Raw genomic sequence first — 16,894 nt, 5'->3', positions numbered from 1 at the left:
ATCTGAACATGGCATTCGAGTACGCACCGGCTCCGGAGTCGCGGAGCATCGTCGACATCAGGCCCTCCTACGGCCTGTTCATCGACGGCGAGTTCGTCGACGGCCGCGGGTCGTCGTTCAAGACCGTCAACCCGGCCACCGAGGAGACTCTCGCGGAGATCGCCGAGGCGTCGGACGCCGACGTCGACCTGGCCGTCCGGGCGGCCCGGCGCGCGTTCCGAGGCTGGTCACGGATGTCGGGCAAGGAGCGGGCCAAGTACCTGTTCCGGATCGCCCGGATCATCCAGGAGCGCGCGCGTGAGCTGGCGGTGCTGGAGTCGATCGACAACGGCAAGCCGATCAAGGAGAGCCGCGACGTCGACGTACCCGTCGTCGCCGCGCACTTCTTCTACTACGCCGGCTGGGCCGACAAGCTCGACCACGCCGGACTCGGGCCGAACCCGCAGCCGCTGGGCGTCGCGGGCCAGGTCATCCCGTGGAACTTCCCGCTGCTCATGCTGGCGTGGAAGGTCGCGCCCGCGCTGGCGTGCGGCAACACGGTCGTGCTCAAGCCGGCCGAGACCACGCCGCTGACGGCGCTGCTGTTCGCGGAGATCTGCCAGCAGGCCGACCTGCCGCCGGGTGTCGTCAACATCGTCACCGGCGCCGGCTCGACCGGCCAGGCCGTGGTCTCCCACCCCGACGTCGACAAGGTCGCGTTCACCGGCTCGACCGCCGTCGGCAAGGCCATCGCGCGTGCCATCGCCGGCACCGACAAGTTGGCCACCCTCGAGCTGGGCGGCAAGGCCGCCAACATCGTGTTCGACGACGCCCCCATCGACCAGGCGGTCGAGGGCATCGTCGGCGGCATCTTCTTCAACCAGGGTCACGTCTGCTGCGCGGGCTCACGGCTGCTGGTCCAGGAGTCGGTGACCGACGAGGTGCTCGGCCGGCTGAAGCGCCGGATGGGCACATTGCGTGTCGGCGACCCGCTCGACAAGAACACCGACATCGGTGCGATCAACTCCCGCGAGCAGCTCGAGCGGATCCGCGAGCTCTCCGACATCGGCGAGGCGGAGGGTGCCGAGCGCTGGGCGCCGGCGTGCGAGCTGCCCTCCTCCGGCTTCTGGTTCCCGCCGACGATCTTCACCGGCGTCACCCAGGCCCACCGGATCGCCCGCGACGAGGTGTTCGGCCCGGTGCTGTCGGTGCTGACCTTCCGCACTCCCGCCGAGGCGATCGAGAAGGCCAACAACACGCCGTACGGCCTCTCCGCCGGCGTGTGGACCGAGAAGGGCTCGCGGATCCTACACATGGCCTCCCAGCTGCGGGCCGGCGTGGTGTGGGCCAACACGTTCAACAAGTTCGACCCGGCCAGCCCGTTCGGCGGCTACAAGGAGTCCGGCTACGGCCGCGAGGGCGGGCGCCAGGGTCTCGCCGCCTACCTGAAGGAGGCAGACGCCTGATGGCTCGCATCGACGTGCGCAAGACCTACAAGCTCTACATCGGCGGCGCGTTCCCCCGCTCGGAGTCGGGCCACTCCTACGAGGTCACCGACAGCAAGGGGAAGTTCGTGGCCAACGCCTCCCTCGCCTCGCGCAAGGACGTGCGCGACGCGGTCGTCGCGGCCCGCAAGGCCTTCGGCCCCTGGTCGTCGCGGACGGCCTACAACCGCGGCCAGATCGTCTACCGGATCGCCGAGGTGATGGAGGACCGTCGCCCGCAGTTCGAGGACGCCGTCCGCCAGTCCGAGGGTGTCTCCGCCGCCGCCGCGCGGGGCCAGGTCGACGCCGCGGTCGACCGCCTCGTCTGGTACGCCGGATGGGCCGACAAGCTCGCCCAGGTGATCGGCAACGCCAACCCGGTCGCCGGCCCGTTCTTCAACCACACCGCCCCCGAGCCGACCGGTGTCGTCGGCGTCCTCGCCCCGCAGGAGTCCTCGCTGCTGGGCCTGGTGTCGGTCGTCGCGCCCGTCATCGTGACCGGCAACGTGGCGGTCGTCGTGTCGTCGTACTCACGTCCGTTGCCGGCCGTCACCTTCTCCGAGGTGCTCGCGACCTCCGACGTCCCCGGTGGCGTGGTCAACATCCTCACCGGCGACGCCTCGGCGCTCGGCCCCTGGCTGGCCGCCCACATGGACGTCAACGCGATCGACCTGTGCGGCGTCGCGGGCCTCGACAACGCCGCCGAGCTGGCGACCTCGCTGGAGGTGGCGGCGGCCGACAACCTCAAGCGGGTACGCCGAGCGCCGGACGCCGAACCCGACTGGACCGCCGAGCCGGGCCTGAGCCCCATGACGGCGTTCGTCGAGCAGAAGACGGTGTGGCACCCGATCGGGATCTGAAGCGTGGGTGGTCGAGGAGGTCGCGCAGCGCCCCCGGTGGTCGAGGAGGTCGCGCAGCGACCGTCTCGAGACCCCTGGCCGTGCTGCCGGAACTCTGCGCGGGCTTCGGCTGCGTGGTGGTTGCGTTCGGAGAGGCGCTGGCGAGACGTCGAGTGTCCACACCCCGCCGAATGAGTTTTCCCTGTCCACAGGCGGGCTTCCGACGCGTGATTGTGTCGGAGGTGGGTGGGAGAATCCAGTCATGGATCTCGGAACCCGGCCCCGCACGACAGCAGCCCTGCTGTCACGGGTCGGCGACCGGATCCGGTCCCGCAACGCCCTCATCATCGAGGAGTGGGAGGACATCACCGCCTGGGCCGGCGACCACATCGTCACCTCACCTGAGGGTGCGGCGAGGATTACCGAGGGGTACCTCGACACCGGTGTCCCGATCGCCGGGCCCGGTGCCCCGTTGGTCTCTGAGTTCGCGTTGATGGAGCTCGTAGCGGTCCTCGGCCGCACGCCGGACGGGGGCAGGGCGTATGTCGGGCGCGTGGTCGAGTGCGCGTGGCGGCTGCCGAACGTCTACGCCGCTGTCGTTGCCGGGAAGCTCGCGCCGTGGCGGGCCGAACGGATCGCCGACCTCACCCACGGCCTCTCGGCCGATGCGGCTGGGTTCGTGGACCGGCAGCTGTTCAACGCCTCCGGGGTCGGCTGGGCCCAGCTCGAACGCCTCGTCACCGAAGCGGTCCTTCGGCTCGACCCCGAACGCGCCGAGGCCGAGCGTCAGAAGGCGAGCGATCACCGGCATTTCGACATCAGCGAGGTCGATGACCACGGCCTGGTCCACCTCGACGGACTGCTGGACGCCGCCGACGGGCGCGACCTCGACCAAGCGGTCGCCCGACGAGCCGAGGTCCTCGGACGGCTCGGTGACGACTCGTGCCTCGACGTGCGGCGTTCCAAGGCGGCTGCCGAGCTCGCCCGCCAGGACCTGGCCCTCGACCTGCTCATTCCCGACCCGGACACCGGCGAGGTCGTCGCGACCGTCCCGGGCCGCAAGGTCGTGCTCAACGTGCACGTCACCAACACCACCCTGACCGGGCAGAACCCGGTCGGCCGCTGGGACGAGGGACGTTGCCCGATCACCACCGCCCAGATCCAGGAATGGCTCCGCGCTCGGCACACCACCGTGATCGTGCGGCCGGTGATCGACCTCGCCGACCACGTCCCGGTCACGGCGTACGAGACCCCGGACCGCCACAAGACCCAGGTCGCACTGCGCGACCACACCTGCCGCTTCCCCCACTGCACCCGCCCTGCGACCAGGTGCGACATCGACCACACCAAGCCCCACGGCCAGGGTGGTCCGACCTGTCCGTGCAACGAAGTGCCACTGTGTCGGCGCCACCACCGTGCGAAGACCCACTCACGGTGGCGTTACGAGACCCCGATGCCGGCGACCTATGTGTGGACCAGCCCCAACGGGTTCCGGTTCCGCGTCGACCACCGCGGCACCCACCCCCTCCCTGCACCGGACCGCTCGGGGCGCACTACGGCAGCGTCGCCCGCATCACCCGCAGCGTGTTCCCGCCCATGATTGCGGCGATCTGGGTCCGGTCGTAGCCACGGTTCACCAGCTCCTGGGTGATCGCGGCCAGGTGGGTGGTGTCCCAGCCGACGGTGGTGGCGCCGTCGTAGTCGCTGCCGAGGGCGGCGGTCTCGACGCCGGCGACCTGGACGACGTGGTCGATGGCGTCGACGACGGCCTTGGTGGTGCGGGCACACACGGCCGCGTTCCAGTAGCCGACGCCGACGACGCCACCCGTGGCCGCGACGCCGCGGATCTCGGCGTCGGTGAGGTTGCGGTTCACGTCGCAGGTGGCCTGGACGCCACCGTGGCTCAGGACGACCGGCTTGGTGGCCAGGGCCAACATCTCGGCGACGGCGTCGTGGCTGGCGTGGGCGATGTCGACGATGATGCCGCGGCGCTCCATCTCCGCGAACACGCGACGCCCCAGGTCGGTCAGCCCGCCCTTCTCCTCACCGTGCATCGAGCCCGCGACCTCGTTGTCGAAGAAGTGAGTGAAGCCGGCCATCCGCATGCCGGCGTCGTAGAGCTTGTCGAGGTTGTCGAAGTCGCCCTCGAGGTTCTGCAGGCCCTCCACCGAGAACAGTGCCCCGGTGACCTGCTTGCCGTCCTCGCGGTCGGCGATCAGCCGGTCGAGGTCGCGGCGCGAGCGGATCAGGCGCAGCGCCCCGTTCGACTTCCGGGCCGCCTCCTCCAGCTTCTCGGCGTGGTAGAGCGAGCGCTGCAGCAGCGAGGTCCAGGTCCGCGGCGGCTGCAGCTGGGCGAAGGTGAGCAGCGTGATGTTGTCGCTGTCGGCCGAGTTGCTGTCGTAGTTCTGGCCCTTCGGGGACTTCGACACCGACGAGAACACCTGCAGCGCGACATTGCCGTCCTCGAGCCGCGGCAGGTCCAGGTGCCCACGGTCCGACCGGTCCAGGATGTCGCGGTCCCACATCAACGTGTCGGAGTGCATGTCGACGACCTGCAGCGAGTCGTGCAGCTTCTGCGTCTGCGGGCTGACCTCCGGCAGGTCGGCGGGATCGACCTTGTTCATCCCGTTCTCGACGATGCCGGGCGCGAACGTGAAGAACCCGATCGCGGCCAGCACCACCAGCGCCAGCAACCCCAGCAGCGTCCTCTTGATCCATCGGCGCTTGCGCCGAACTCCCTCTCCCATGGGGCGAAAACCTACTGTGCCGGCTCGCTCCCCCACCGGCAGTACGGCAGACTCGACCCCCATGACCGCCCCTGCCCGCGTGATCGTGCTCGCCGGCCCCTCGGGGTCCGGGAAGTCCCGGCTGGCCGGGCGGCTCGCGAAGGCCTACGGGTGGCCGACCCTGCGCCTCGACGACTTCTACCGCGACGGCGACGAGCCGGGCCTCCCCCTGATCACCGAGGGCGCCAACGCCGGCCTCGTCGACTGGGACCACCCGGGCACCTGGAGCCACGAGGACGCCTTCGCTGCCCTGGAGGAGCTGTGCACGACGGGCGCGACCGAGGTGCCGACGTACTCGATCTCGCAGAGCCGCCGCACCGGCTCCCAGCGTCTCGACCTGGCCGGCGCGCAGCGGTTCTGCGCCGAGGGGATCTTCGCGACCGAGATCGTCGAGGAGTGCCGTCGCGCCGGGATCCTGGCGGCGGCGTACTGCATCACCCAGCACCCGGTCGTGACCTTCTGGCGCCGGCTCACCCGCGACCTGCGCGAGCACCGCAAGCCCCCGCCGGTACTGGTACGCCGCGGCCTCGCCCTGGCCCGGGCACAGCGGCAGATCGTGCGCCGGGCGACTGGGGTCGGCTGTCGGGTCGCCACCGGCGACCGGGCCTTCGCGGAGCTGCGCCAGAGCCACGAGCGCCACGACCAGGAGGGCGACCATGCGGTGGCCGGCTGACCTCGCGCCCAGCGCGCTGCGCCAGCCGGACTCCCGCACCTGCGGCGCGGCCAGTGTCCTGGGCGCCCGCGCCCTGCTGACCTCGTGGCGCCCGGAGGACCCGGCGAGCGACATCACCGAGGAGCACCGGCTGCTGACCTCCTCGCGCAGTCCGCGCGACCGGTTCCAGGTGCCGTGGCCACGCGCGCTCGGCACCCCGCCCTGGGCGGTCGCGGGCGCACTCCGGGCGCTCACCGGCGAGCACGTCGCGACGGTGTTCGTGCGCCCCCGCCCCGTGATCGGGTACGACGTCCTGCGCGAGCAGGTGCACAGCCGCCCGGTCGGTGTCTACCTCGGCAGCCGCTGCCTGCCCCGCCACGTCGTGCTCGCCGTCCGGGCGACCGGGAGCGGGGTCGAGGTGTTCGACCCGGCCAGCGGGCGCCTGGTCGAGGTCCCCGCCGAGCGCTGGTCCACCCACCGGGTCGACGTGGCCGGCTGGGACTACTTCTGGTTCGTCGTCTGAGCCGCGTACCAGGGCTTGATGGTCTCGGTGATCAGGCGGTACCGCTCGTCGTACGGGACGAACGCGGACTTCATCGCGTTGACCGTCAGCCACTCCATCTCGGCCCAGCCGTAGCCGAAGGTCTCGGAGAGCAGCCCGAACTCCCGGCTCAGCGTGGTGCGGCTCATCAGCCGGTTGTCGGTGTTGACGGTGACCCGGAACCGCAGCGACGCGAGCAGCCGGAGCGGGTGCTCCTCGAGTGAGGGCGCGGCTCCTGTCTGGACATTCGAGGACGGACACATCTCGAGCGGGATCCGCTTGTCCCTGATGTAGGACGCCAGCCGGCCCAGCTGGGCGACGCCGGCGTCGTCGACCCTGATGTCGTCGACGATCCGCACGCCGTGGCCGAGCCGGTCGGCCCCACACCACTGGACGGCCTCCCAGATCGACGGCAGGCCGAAGCCCTCGCCGGCGTGGATGGTGAAGTGGGAGTTCTCGCGCTGGAGGTACTCGAACGCGTCGATGAACCGGGTGGGCGGGTAGCCCGCCTCGGGGCCGGCGATGTCGAACCCGACGACGCCGCGGTCGCGCCAGGCGATGGCGAGCTCGGCGATCTCCATGGCGCGGGCGGCCTGGCGCATCGCGGTGAGCAGGTGCCGCACGATGATCCGGCCACCGTCGGCGGCCACCGCGGCCATGCCCTCCTCGAAGCCCTGCTGGACGGCGGCGACGACCTCCTCGAGGTCGAGCCCGGACTCGACGTGGAGCTCGGGGGCGTAGCGGATCTCGGCGTACACGACACCGTCGGCGGCCAGGTCCTCGACGCACTCCCGCGCGACCCGGGTCAGCGCGTCGGCGGTCTGCATCACCCCGACGGTGTGGGCGAAGGTCTCGAGGTAGCGCTCGAGCGAGCCGGAGTCGGCGGCCTCCGCGAACCACCGCGCCAGCGCGTCGGTGTCGGTCTCCGGGAGGGCGTGGCCCACGCCCGCGGCGAGCTCGATGATCGTCGCCGGTCGCAGTCCCCCGTCGAGGTGGTCGTGGAGCAGCACCTTGGGTGCCGCCCGCAGCAGGTCCTCGGGAAGGCCGCGTGTAGGTTCCATGACCGAATCCTAGTGACGAGACACCAAGAGCCAGGAGCAAGAAGCATGCGGGTCTTCACCACCTTCGACGAGCTGGTCGCCGCCAACGGCGAGGTCCTCGGCACCAGTGACTGGGTCGAGATCACCCAGGAGCGGGTGAACCAGTTCGCCGAGGCGACCGGTGACCACCAGTGGATCCACGTCGACGTGGAGCGGGCCAAGCAGGGACCGTTCGGCGGCACCATCGCCCACGGCTACCTCACCCTCTCGCTGATCCCGTGGCTGGGTCACGGCATCTTCGAGCTGGACACGCCCGGGGCGAAGCTCAACTACGGGATCAACAAGGTGCGTTTCCCGAACCCGGTGCTGGTCGGCAAGCGGATCCGGTCGACGATCACCCTGGCCGACGTCACCGAGCTCGCCAGCGGCTACCAGATCACCCTCAAGCACGTCATCGACATCGAGGGCGAGGACAAGCCGGCCGCGGTCGCCGAGACCGTGGTGCTGCTCCTGCCCTGATCGGCGCGGATCTGTTGGCAACACCTGCCATGCTCAGCGGTTGCCGTCGTCACTAGGGTCGAGCCATGTCCGCGCCTCTCGACGACGTTCTGGTCCTCGACCTCACTCGCGCCCTCGCCGGGCCCCATGCGGCGATGATGCTGGGAGACCTGGGGGCCCGCGTGATCAAGGTCGAGAGCCCCGCGGGTGACGACACCCGCACATGGGGTCCGCCGTTCGTGGACCCCGCGGAGGGGGAGCGCGAGTCGACGTACTTCCTCTCGGCGAACCGCAACAAGGAGTCGATCACCCTCGACCTCAAGGACCCGGCCGACCAGGAGGTCCTGGCCCGGCTGGTCGAGCGCGCCGACGTGCTGATGGAGAACTTCCGGGTCGGCGTCCTGGACCGCCTCGGCTTCCCGGTCTCCCGCCTCCACGAGCTCAACCCGCGCCTGGTCGTCCTGCAGATCACCGGCTTCGGCCACGACGGGCCGGAGGCGAAGCGCTCCGGCTTCGACCAGATCGCCCAGGGCGAGGGCGGCCTGATGTCGCTGACCGGCCTCACCGAGCCGACCAAGGTGGGCGTACCGATCGCCGACCTGCTGGCCGGCATGAACGGTGCGTACGGCGTGGTCTCGGCCCTCTACGAGCGCGAGCGCACCGGCCGCGGCCGGGTCGTGCGCACCTCGCTGCTCGCGGGCATGGTCGGGGTGCACGCCTTCCAGGGCACGAAGTGGACCGTCGCCAAGGAGGTCCCCGGCCTTGCCGGCGGCCACCACCCTTCGATCGCGCCGTACGGCATGTTCGCGACCGCCACCGCCCCCGTGCAGATCGCGTGCGGCTCGGAGAAGCTGTGGCAGGCGCTGTGCGCCGAGCTCGGCATCGACCCCGAGCGCGAGAGCATGGCGACCAACCCCGAGCGGGTCGAGAACCGCGACGCGGTGATCGCCCTGATCGAGGCCCTGCTCGCCGACGTGTCTGCCGACGAGGTCCTCGAGCGGCTCGACAGGGCCGGCGTGCCCGCCGGCAAGGTGCGCTCCCTCGACGACGTCTACGCGTGGGAGCAGACCCGTTCCCAGGGCCTGCTCATCGATGTCGAGCACTCCACCCTCGGCGACATCCAGCTGCCGGGCCCGGCGCTGCGCTTCGACGACAACGCGTACGCCGGCGGTCGCGAGCAGCACGTCGCGCCGCCCACGCTCGGGCAGCACAACGACGAGATCCGGGAGTGGCTGGAGGCCGCCGACGGCTGAGCTTGCGAAGCCGTCGTCAGCGGCCGAAGGTCGAGGAGCGCCGGCGAGCTCGCGCCGCGAAGCAAGCGAGGTCGTGGCGCGTCACGAGACCAGGTGAGGTGCTGCCGGGACTGGCCGCAGGCAGTTGGCGAAGCAAGGCCGTGGCCCCGGAGGTCGAGGAGGCCGCCCGCGGCCGTCACGAGACCCCGTGAGGTCTGCCGGGACCGTGCCTCGACAGTTGCGAGAGCGGGCCGGGGGTCTCGTGACGGTCGCTGCGCGACCTCCTCGACCTCCGGGCCGCTCAGGCGTCGGCGACCGCCAGCCGCGCCTTGAGCAGCGGGATCGCGGGGTGCCGCAGCCGGCCCTCGCGGCCGAGCTCGGCGAGACAGGCCTCCAGCACAGCGGTGTCGTAGGGCGCCAGCTCGCTGTAGTGCAGCACCGCGTCGGGCTGCGGGTCGGCAAGCAGGGCCTCGCGGACCGCGACGGCGACGTACTCCCCCATCTCGACCAGCGCCGGGCTCTCGGTGCCGGGCAGCAGGTCGCCGCCGTAGGCCTCGACCGCGGCGGCGACGTCGCCGCGCCGCAGCAGCGCGAGCACGTGGTCGACATCGGTGGCGATCGGCATCAGCAGCCGGTAGGGCCGGGAGGCGAGCTGGCCGGCCAGCGCGGCACGCAGGTGGGAGACCTCGGCCTTGAGCGTGGAGAAGGTGACCGCGTGGTCGCCGTACAGCATCGCGTGGAGCTGGTCGAGCGAGAGCCCGTCGGGGTGCAGCGCGAGCAGCGAGAGGATCTCGGTCTGGCGCCGGTTGAGCAGCAGCCGCTGCCCGTCGACCCGCGCCTCGGCGGTGCCGAGCAGGCTGAGCACCAGGCCCGGCTCGTTGGTCTCCTCGGCCGGTGCGGCCTCCTCGTAGAGGTGGGTGCGTGGCAGCGCCTGCTCGACCAGTCGCGCGAGCACGCGCGCGGTGGCCAGGCCGATCGGGTGGGTGCGCTCCCAGGTGGTCGAGATGTCGAGGACGCCGAGCTTGGCGCCGCTGACCGGGTCGTGCAGCGGCGCGGCCCAGCACACCCAGTTGTGCACGATCGGGGCGTAGTGCTCGGCGCTGAACACCATCGAGGGGCGGTCCAGCCGGTTGGCGAGGTCGAGCGCGTTGGTGCCCACCGAGCGGTCGTCCCAGCGCCCGCCCGGCACGAAGTTCACGGTCTCGGCCTTGCGCCGCATCACGCGGCCGCCGTACGTCCAGAGCACCCGGGTGTCGGGGTCGGTGACCGCGAGCACGAGGTCGCCGTCCTCGGCGGTGCGACGCAGCTCGTCCTCGACCCGCTCGACGGCGATCTGCAGCGGCGATCCCTGCCAGAACGAGCGGGTCTCCGACTCGTCGGCGAGCGGCGCCTGGATCACGTCGCGCGCGACCGAGGCTCCCGAGCGGGTCCAGCTGTCGAGGATCTCGGGACGCACCTGGTTCAGGGCGCCGCCCTCCTCGACCCACGTGGTCCAGGCGGCGAGCGCGCGCCGCCGACGCTGGTCGAGCTCGTCCATGATCGAACCCTACTCCGTGGCTGTGACCGCGATCACCCCCTCGCCACCGCGGCACCCGCCGCCACGACGAGGGCGATGCCTGCCGGGAACGTCGAGGTGAGAACACCGGCCCAGACGACGTGGTGGTAGTCGGCGTGGAGCAGCGCGCCCTGACCGACGAGCACCGCGGTCCACCAGTAGCCGGGAAGCACCAGCTCGACGCCCAGGGCGAGTGTCAGCAGCCAGCAGGTGCCGGCGACCGCGTGGTGGTCCTCGGCCAGGCTGGCGACCGCGGCGGCGACCAGGCACGCCACGATCGTCGCCCCCACCCGCACCGCGACGATCCCGGGCCCCTGACGGGAGAGCGCTAGCTCGGTCGTCGGCCACCGGTCGACCAGGGTCCAGCCGAGGAGCAGGGTGACCGTGCCGGGGACCAGCAGGCCCACGAGGACCGCGCTGGGCAGGGCCGGGAAGGACACCCGGACGGTCGGCACGAGGTTGAGGCAGAACCCGAGCACCAGTGCGAGCGGCATCGTGACGTGGAAGCCGTTGGCGCGCAGGAAGACGGCGATCGCTCACTCCCCCCACTGGGGAGCGGCGGCGGGGAGGACGATGTCCGCCAGGGTGCACGACGCCAGGGCGGGATAGGTCTGGGCGGCCCAGGTCGTGGCCTCGTCGGTGAGCAACCAGGTGTCGAGCGTGCCTCCGTCGGAGCGGCTCGGCCGGGTCGCGAGGTCGAGCCACCGGATCAGGACCGACTGCGCCTGGAGCGCCGTCTGGTCGGCATGGTTGCTGCGGAAGGACGCGCAGGGCGCCGGCGACGCCAAGGAGAACAAGACGGCCTGACGGTTCGCACCGGCACTCGTCTCGCCCACGTCGACGAAGGTGAGGACACCGGTGTGAGCGGGGTGGGGCCGAGGACCGACCTCCGGCTCCCAGCGCGCCGGCAGCGTGACCCCGGCCGCCCGCAACGGCTCCGCCGCCGCGCGCAGGGCATCGGCCACGGCGTGCAGCGGGCGGCTCGTCTCCCGCGCCACGCACACCTCGGGCACGCCGTCGTCGTCGCAGACCAACGGCACCGGTACGGCGCGCAGCCGGCTCGCGTCCGCCGTACCGCCGATCCAGCACCACGCGCCCACCCCGACGGCCAGCACGACCAGCACCGCGAGCACACGGCTCCCGACCGGCGCCGCCCTGGACCGGACGCCGAGGAGCAGGAGCATGGCCAGCCCGAGGCCGATCGCCGCCTGCGCGAGGACCACTGGCACCACGTAGAGCTCCCCGATCATCGGCCCCGTGATCCCGCCGGTGCGGAACGTCTCGGGGATCAACGCGCTGGAGGAGAAGGTGCTGAGACAGAACACCAGCACGGCCGACACCGGTGGCGCCCACGGGCCGGGGAACCGGGCGCCGACGTAGGCCCCGACGAGCACCTGAGCGGCGAGCGTGCTCCATCCCAGGAGGAGGATGACCCCCTGGGATGGAGCAGCCACCGACCCGTGGAACAGGGCCAGTGTCGTGGCCGCCACGGCGATGACCAGCATCACCGCGCAGGCGACCAGCCAGGTGGCCAGCGCCGGCTCCAGCCACCCACGACTCCCCCGCGAAGTCTGGGCGGCGAGCCCGGCGAGGCCGAGCCCGGCGACCCGGGAGTAGCGCCACGCGGTCAGCCCGGCGGCCACCGGACCGATGAGGATGGCGGTCCCGCTCGCCCAGTCGAGCGCCATCTTCCACGATCCCAGCCATGGCGCACCGGACAGCATCATGAAGCCGACACCCGCTGCCAGGCAGAGGCCGGCGAGGACCACGCCGTCGCGGCGGGACCACCACAGCCAACCGCGCCTCATCCGCGCCGCCCGGTGGTGATGAGCCGCAGGAAGCGCTCCTCGTCGGTGCCCTCGGACGTCGCCCGGAACGCGGCCATGCTGTCGTCGAACAGCACCTGCCCCTGCTCCAGGACCACCAGATGGTCGGCGAGGGTCGAGATGTCCTCGATCAGGTGACTGCTGACCACGGTCACTCCCTGGCGCTCCTGCGCTGCGATGACCTCGCGCATCGCCACCCGCTGCTCGGGGTCGAGGCCCGTGGTGGGCTCGTCGAGCAGCAGCACGTCGGGATCGGCCATCAGGCTCTGCGCGAATCCGACGCGCCGCTTCATGCCGCCCGACAACGAGCCCATCGGCGCGCCGGCCCGGTCGGCCAGGCCGACCACCTCGAGCAGCCGGGCCGCGGCGGTCCGGGCCTGCCGCGCATCGAGCCCTCTCATCCAGCCGAGGTAGCGCAGCACGTCGCTGACGCTCGCGCGTGGGGGTGCGTCGAAGTGCTGGGGCATGTAGCCGACGCGGGACAATGCCTGCCGGCGGCGACGCCCGTAGAGCGACGTCCCGTCGACCAGCGCGTCCCCCGAGCTCGGCCGCAGGCTCCCCGCCATCACGCGAAGAAGGGTGGTCTTCCCCGCCCCGTTGACGCCGAGCAGCCCGGTGACCCCAGGACGCGACACGAGGTCGACGTCGACGAGCACGGGCTCTCCCAGGCCGTAGTGATGACTGCAGGCCACCGAGAGCGACAACCCGACCCGGCCTCAGTAGTTGAAGAACTTGGTCGGCTTGATGCTGCACGGGTCCTTGACCAGTGCGCCGTGGTCCTCGCACACGTTCGTGGAGATGCGCACCCCGTTGCCCCCGATGTAGAGGACCTGCTGATCGGCACTGGCGGTCCAGGCCGACTGGGCGTATTTCGGGCTGGTGTCGGTCCCGACCTGCGACTTGAGCGTCGAGCCTTGGTACCAGTCGTAGAACGTCTCGACGTAGACCGCGTCGCCTCCCGCGCGCGGGTCGCGGTAGCTGTAGCCGTTGTGGGCGTAGGACAGGTTCTTGATCGAGAAGGCGCCGAACGACTCGGCCTGCGACTTCCCGTCCTGGATCGCCTGGAGCGGGTTGGCCGCCGAGTAGTAGGTGGACGCGAGCGCCGGCACTGCCGTGCCGACGACCACCAGTGCCGCCGTCACCGCCGGAGCGCCGATCCAGCGGGTCAGTGCCGAGGAATGAATGTGCATGACTGGACTCCCGAGATCATCTGTGTCTGCCCATCTTCGTATGGGCAGACACATCTGACACCACGTCCCCGCGGAAGTCAAGGAAGTCCGGCGGACCTGTGGAGAAGCGCTGCTCAGGCGTGGATGCGGCCGCTGAGCACACCCAGCGGCTCCCCCGAGCCGCCCCAGCGACCGGCGACGATCTCGGCGGCGATGCTGATCGCGGTCTCCTCGGGCGTGCGGGCGCCGAGGTCGAGGCCGATCGGGCTGCGCAGCCGGCCGAGCTCGTCGTCGCCCAGGCCTGCCTCGCGCAGCCGGTCCATCCGGTCGTCGTGGGTACGGCGTGAGCCCATCGCACCGACGTACCCGACCTCCGGCAGGCGCAGTGCGACCTCGAGGAGCGGTACGTCGAACTTCGGGTCGTGCGTCAGGACCGCGATGACCGTGCGGGCATCGACCCGTCCGGCCTCCTGCTCGGCGGCGAGGTAGCGGTGCGGCCACTCGACGACCACCTCGTCGGCGCCGGGGAACCGGCTGGTCGTCGCGAACACGGGCCGCGCGTCGCACACCGTCACGTGGTAGCCGAGGAAGCCGCCGACCCGGGCGACCGCGGCGGCGAAGTCGATGGCGCCGAAGACCAGCATCCGCGGCGCCGGGGCGAAGGCCCACACGAACACCCTCATCCCCTCGCCGCGCCGCTCGCCGTCGGGGCCGTAGGACAGGGTGCCGTTGTGGCCGGCGGCGAGCAGGCCGAGGGCGTCGTCGCGCACGGCGTCGTCGATGCGCGGACTGCCCAGGGAGCCGGTGGCCGGCTCGTCGGGACGGATGACCACCCGCCGGCCGAGGTACGCCGGGTCGGGGTGGTCGACGACGGTGGCCACCGCGACCGGGCGGCCGGCCTCGATGTCGGCCGCGATGTCGGCGAGCTCGGGGAAGGTCTCGCGGCTCACCTTCTCGACGTAGACGTCGAGGATGCCGCCGCAGGTCAGGCCGACGGCGAAGGCGTCGTCGTCGGAGACGCCGTAGCGCTGCAGGGTCGGGGTGCCGGTGGTGGCGACCTCCTGGGCCAGGTCGTAGACCGCGCCCTCGACGCAGCCGCCCGACACCGAGCCGACCGCGGACGCGTCGGGCCCGACCAGCATCGAGGCGCCCGGCGGTCGCGGGGCGGAGCGGAAGGTGGCCACCACGGTGCCCATCCCGACCGTCTCCCCGGCCTCCCACCAGGCCAGCAGCTGGGGCAGTACCTCACGCACGGCGTACCTCCTCCAACAGGTCCGCGAAGGTCGCCAGCGAGTGGCCGGCGAGGAACGCGTCGACATGGGGCAGGACGGCGACGATCCCCTGCTGCACCGGGGCATAGCCGTCCTTGCCGCGGTGGGGGTTGACCCAGACGACCTTGTGGGCCAGCCGGTGCAGCCGGTCGACCTGCTCGGCGAGGAGGGCGGTGTCGCCGCGCTCCCAGCCGTCGCTGAAGACCACGACGACCGCGCCACGGGCCATCCCGCGCCGGCCGTGGCGGTCGACGAACGCCTTCAACGTCTCGCCGAGCCGGGTGCCGCCCGACCAGTCCGGTACGACGTCGCCCGCCGCCGCGATCGCCCGGTCCGGGTCGCGGCGCCGCAGCGCGCGGGTCAGGTGGGTCAGCCGGGTGCCGAGGCTGAACACCTCGACGCCGGGGCCGGCGGTGACGACCCGGTGGCACAGGCGGAGCAGCGCGTCGGCGTACCCGCTCATCGAGCCGGACACGTCGACCAGCAGGACGACGCGCCGCGGCCGGGTCGCTCGCCGGCGGCGGTGGATCTCGGCCGGCTCGCCCATCCGGCGCAGGCTGGCGCGCAGCGTGCGGGAGGCGTCGACATCGCCGCGGCGGTGCGGCGTACGACGCGCGGTCGGGCGGGTGGGCAGCACGACCCGCAGCGTGCTGAACATGCTCGCGAGCCGGACCCGGTCGGCCGGGTCCATGGTCGCGACGTCGCGGTGGCGCAGCACCTCGATCGCGCTGGCGGCCGCCTTGACCGGGTCGTCGTCCTCGTCCGGCCCGCTCCCCGCCGCCGACTGCTCGTCGGGCAGCAGGGCCGCGGACGGCTGCTGCTGGGCGTGCCGCGGCCGGACCGTCGGCGTGGTGTTGTCGCGGTTGAACCACTCGTCGAACACCCGGTCGTGGCGCTCGAGGTCCTCCGGGGTCGCGCACAGCGTCGCGCGCCCGGCCGCGCGGGTCGCCGTACGGTCGCCGAGGCCGACGAGGGCGACCGCGTCGAGGTAGGCGCGGGTGCGGTCCTGGGTGACGGGTACGCCGGCCGCCCGGAGCGCGGTGGCGAAGCCCAGGAGGATCTCGTCGGGCTGGTGGGTCAGGGTCGCGATGGTCATCGCGCCAGCATCCGGTCGAGCGCGGCGCGCACCCGCTCGGCGTCGTCGCGGTACTTCACCAGCGCACCGAGGGTCCGCGCCGCCGTCTCGACGTCGAGGTCGGTGGTGCCGAGGTGCTGCAGGGCCCGCGCCCAGTCGAGGGTCTCGGCGACCCCCGGCGGCTTGAGCAGGTCGGTGCCGGCGCGCAGCTGCTGCACGACCTCCACCACCTGGCGGGCCAGGGTCGCGCCGACCTCGGGCGCCCGGGAGCGGACGATCGCGACCTCGCGCTCGAGGCCCGGGTGGTCGATCCAGTGGTAGAGGCATCGCCGCTTGAGCGCGTCGTGCAGCTCGCGGGTGCGGTTGGAGGTGAGCACGACCGTCGGCGGCGTCGCCGCCTGGACCGTGCCGAGCTCGGGGATGGTCACCTGGAAGGTCGAGAGGACCTCCAGCAGGAACGCCTCGAACTCGTCGTCGGCGCGGTCCACCTCGTCGATGAGCAGCACCGCGGGGCTCTGCTGCAGCGCGGCCAGCACCGGCCGCGCGAGGAGGAAGCGCTCGTCGTACAGGCTCATCTCGGCCTCCTCGACGTCACCCTTGGCGCTTCCCGACAGCGCCTCGAGGGCCCGCAGGTGCAGGATCTGGCGCGGGAAGTCCCAGTCGTAGAGCGCCTGCGTCGCGTCGATCCCCTCGTAGCACTGCAGCCGGATCAGCGGCCGGTCGAGGCTCTCCGCGATCGCCTCGGCCAGCGCCGTCTTGCCGGTGCCCGGCTCGCCCTCGAGGAGCAGGGGCCGCGACATCTCCAGCGACAGGAAGAGGACGGTCGCGAGTTCCTCGTCGGCCAGGTAGCCCGTCTCCTCCAGCCGGCGGGCGAGGTCGGCGACGCGGGTGTCCATGCTTCAAGGCTAGGGGGCGGTCGTTGGCGGGAGGTTGGCAACTGTTGCCGA

At 72.0% G+C, this 16,894-nt stretch carries 17 protein-coding genes; 7 read left to right on the top strand and 10 right to left on the bottom strand.

Annotation, left to right across the window (positions count from 1 at the left end):
- Positions 1-8: 8 nt before the first annotated feature.
- From QI633_RS06245 to QI633_RS06235, 3 genes are all read left to right on the top strand, one after another.
- Positions 9-1,445 (top strand): aldehyde dehydrogenase family protein, encoded by a 1,437-nt coding sequence (locus QI633_RS06245; RefSeq protein WP_282428439.1) that lies wholly within the window; start codon positions 9-11, stop codon positions 1,443-1,445.
- A complete protein-coding gene (locus QI633_RS06240; protein ID WP_282428438.1) occupies positions 1,445-2,323 on the top strand; it encodes an aldehyde dehydrogenase family protein in 879 nt (292 codons plus the stop codon). Before QI633_RS06245 ends, QI633_RS06240 begins: the two co-directional genes overlap by 1 nt.
- Before the next feature lie 241 nt (positions 2,324-2,564).
- Positions 2,565-3,902, top strand: coding sequence for an HNH endonuclease signature motif containing protein (locus tag QI633_RS06235; protein ID WP_282428437.1), 1,338 nt, complete (start codon positions 2,565-2,567; stop codon positions 3,900-3,902).
- Here the strand turns inward: QI633_RS06235 and QI633_RS06230 are convergent.
- On the bottom strand, positions 3,856-5,049 hold the full coding sequence (locus QI633_RS06230) for a dipeptidase (protein ID WP_282428436.1): 1,194 nt from the start codon (positions 5,047-5,049) through the stop codon (positions 3,856-3,858). The two genes, QI633_RS06235 and QI633_RS06230, sit on opposite strands and share 47 nt — an antisense overlap.
- Positions 5,050-5,110: 61 nt before the next feature.
- Between QI633_RS06230 and QI633_RS06225 the strand changes: the two genes are divergently transcribed.
- On the top strand, positions 5,111-5,761 hold the full coding sequence (locus QI633_RS06225; RefSeq protein ID WP_282428435.1) for an ATP-binding protein: 651 nt from the start codon (positions 5,111-5,113) through the stop codon (positions 5,759-5,761).
- The gene (locus QI633_RS06220) at positions 5,745-6,263 is read left to right on the top strand and encodes a hypothetical protein (protein ID WP_282428434.1); all 519 of its coding nucleotides are present in this window, start codon (positions 5,745-5,747) and stop codon (positions 6,261-6,263) included. Before QI633_RS06225 ends, QI633_RS06220 begins: the two co-directional genes overlap by 17 nt.
- Here QI633_RS06220 and QI633_RS06215 read toward each other — a convergent pair.
- Positions 6,242-7,342 (bottom strand): adenosine deaminase, encoded by a 1,101-nt coding sequence (locus QI633_RS06215; protein ID WP_141799941.1) that lies wholly within the window; start codon positions 7,340-7,342, stop codon positions 6,242-6,244. The genes QI633_RS06220 and QI633_RS06215 overlap by 22 nt on opposite strands.
- A gap of 45 nt (positions 7,343-7,387) precedes the next feature.
- Between QI633_RS06215 and QI633_RS06210 the strand changes: the two genes are divergently transcribed.
- Positions 7,388-7,840 (top strand): MaoC family dehydratase, encoded by a 453-nt coding sequence (locus tag QI633_RS06210; RefSeq protein WP_141799942.1) that lies wholly within the window; start codon positions 7,388-7,390, stop codon positions 7,838-7,840.
- Between the two features lie 65 nt (positions 7,841-7,905).
- Entirely contained in the window at positions 7,906-9,072 is a 1,167-nt protein-coding gene (locus QI633_RS06205; RefSeq protein WP_141799943.1) for a CoA transferase, read from the top strand.
- 280 nt (positions 9,073-9,352) lie between these two features.
- On the opposite strand, the gene QI633_RS06200 is transcribed toward QI633_RS06205, so the two are convergent.
- From QI633_RS06200 to QI633_RS06165, 8 genes are all read right to left on the bottom strand, one after another.
- A complete protein-coding gene (locus QI633_RS06200) occupies positions 9,353-10,588 on the bottom strand; it encodes a transcriptional regulator (protein WP_282428433.1) in 1,236 nt (411 codons plus the stop codon).
- A 32-nt stretch (positions 10,589-10,620) separates the two neighbouring features.
- A complete protein-coding gene (locus QI633_RS06195; protein WP_141799945.1) occupies positions 10,621-11,100 on the bottom strand; it encodes a hypothetical protein in 480 nt (159 codons plus the stop codon).
- 42 nt (positions 11,101-11,142) lie between these two features.
- Positions 11,143-12,414, bottom strand: coding sequence for a hypothetical protein (locus QI633_RS06190; RefSeq protein WP_141799946.1), 1,272 nt, complete (start codon positions 12,412-12,414; stop codon positions 11,143-11,145).
- Positions 12,411-13,088 carry an ATP-binding cassette domain-containing protein gene (locus QI633_RS06185; RefSeq protein WP_160158321.1) on the bottom strand — a complete coding sequence of 226 codons (678 nt, stop codon included), beginning with the start codon at positions 13,086-13,088 and terminating at the stop codon, positions 12,411-12,413. Before QI633_RS06185 ends, QI633_RS06190 begins: the two co-directional genes overlap by 4 nt.
- Positions 13,089-13,148: 60 nt before the next feature.
- Positions 13,149-13,622 carry a hypothetical protein gene (locus QI633_RS06180; RefSeq protein ID WP_141799948.1) on the bottom strand — a complete coding sequence of 158 codons (474 nt, stop codon included), beginning with the start codon at positions 13,620-13,622 and terminating at the stop codon, positions 13,149-13,151.
- Between the two features lie 113 nt (positions 13,623-13,735).
- Entirely contained in the window at positions 13,736-14,854 is a 1,119-nt protein-coding gene (locus QI633_RS06175) for an XdhC/CoxI family protein (RefSeq protein WP_282428432.1), read from the bottom strand.
- Positions 14,847-15,968 (bottom strand): VWA domain-containing protein, encoded by a 1,122-nt coding sequence (locus tag QI633_RS06170; protein WP_282428431.1) that lies wholly within the window; start codon positions 15,966-15,968, stop codon positions 14,847-14,849. Before QI633_RS06170 ends, QI633_RS06175 begins: the two co-directional genes overlap by 8 nt.
- On the bottom strand, positions 15,965-16,843 hold the full coding sequence (locus QI633_RS06165; RefSeq protein WP_282428430.1) for a MoxR family ATPase: 879 nt from the start codon (positions 16,841-16,843) through the stop codon (positions 15,965-15,967). The genes QI633_RS06170 and QI633_RS06165 overlap by 4 nt, the downstream gene beginning before the upstream one ends.
- Positions 16,844-16,894 lie beyond the last annotated feature (51 nt).

Source organism: Nocardioides sp. QY071 (assembly GCF_029961765.1).
Classification (GTDB): domain Bacteria; phylum Actinomycetota; class Actinomycetes; order Propionibacteriales; family Nocardioidaceae; genus Nocardioides.
The sequence above is the reverse complement of the archived record's forward strand: the minus strand, read 5'-3'. Positions and strand labels throughout refer to the sequence as shown.

Coding starts and splice junctions, on each gene's coding strand:
- QI633_RS06245 (WP_282428439.1), top strand. CDS start 9: ATGGCATTCGAGTACGCACCGGCTCCGGAGTCGCGGAGCATCGTCGAC.
- QI633_RS06240 (WP_282428438.1), top strand. CDS start 1,445: ATGGCTCGCATCGACGTGCGCAAGACCTACAAGCTCTACATCGGCGGC.
- QI633_RS06235 (WP_282428437.1), top strand. CDS start 2,565: ATGGATCTCGGAACCCGGCCCCGCACGACAGCAGCCCTGCTGTCACGG.
- QI633_RS06230 (WP_282428436.1), bottom strand. CDS start 5,049: ATGGGAGAGGGAGTTCGGCGCAAGCGCCGATGGATCAAGAGGACGCTG.
- QI633_RS06225 (WP_282428435.1), top strand. CDS start 5,111: ATGACCGCCCCTGCCCGCGTGATCGTGCTCGCCGGCCCCTCGGGGTCC.
- QI633_RS06220 (WP_282428434.1), top strand. CDS start 5,745: ATGCGGTGGCCGGCTGACCTCGCGCCCAGCGCGCTGCGCCAGCCGGAC.
- QI633_RS06215 (WP_141799941.1), bottom strand. CDS start 7,342: ATGGAACCTACACGCGGCCTTCCCGAGGACCTGCTGCGGGCGGCACCC.
- QI633_RS06210 (WP_141799942.1), top strand. CDS start 7,388: ATGCGGGTCTTCACCACCTTCGACGAGCTGGTCGCCGCCAACGGCGAG.
- QI633_RS06205 (WP_141799943.1), top strand. CDS start 7,906: ATGTCCGCGCCTCTCGACGACGTTCTGGTCCTCGACCTCACTCGCGCC.
- QI633_RS06200 (WP_282428433.1), bottom strand. CDS start 10,588: ATGGACGAGCTCGACCAGCGTCGGCGGCGCGCGCTCGCCGCCTGGACC.
- QI633_RS06195 (WP_141799945.1), bottom strand. CDS start 11,100: ATGCCGCTCGCACTGGTGCTCGGGTTCTGCCTCAACCTCGTGCCGACC.
- QI633_RS06190 (WP_141799946.1), bottom strand. CDS start 12,414: ATGAGGCGCGGTTGGCTGTGGTGGTCCCGCCGCGACGGCGTGGTCCTC.
- QI633_RS06180 (WP_141799948.1), bottom strand. CDS start 13,622: ATGCACATTCATTCCTCGGCACTGACCCGCTGGATCGGCGCTCCGGCG.
- QI633_RS06170 (WP_282428431.1), bottom strand. CDS start 15,968: ATGACCATCGCGACCCTGACCCACCAGCCCGACGAGATCCTCCTGGGC.
- QI633_RS06165 (WP_282428430.1), bottom strand. CDS start 16,843: ATGGACACCCGCGTCGCCGACCTCGCCCGCCGGCTGGAGGAGACGGGC.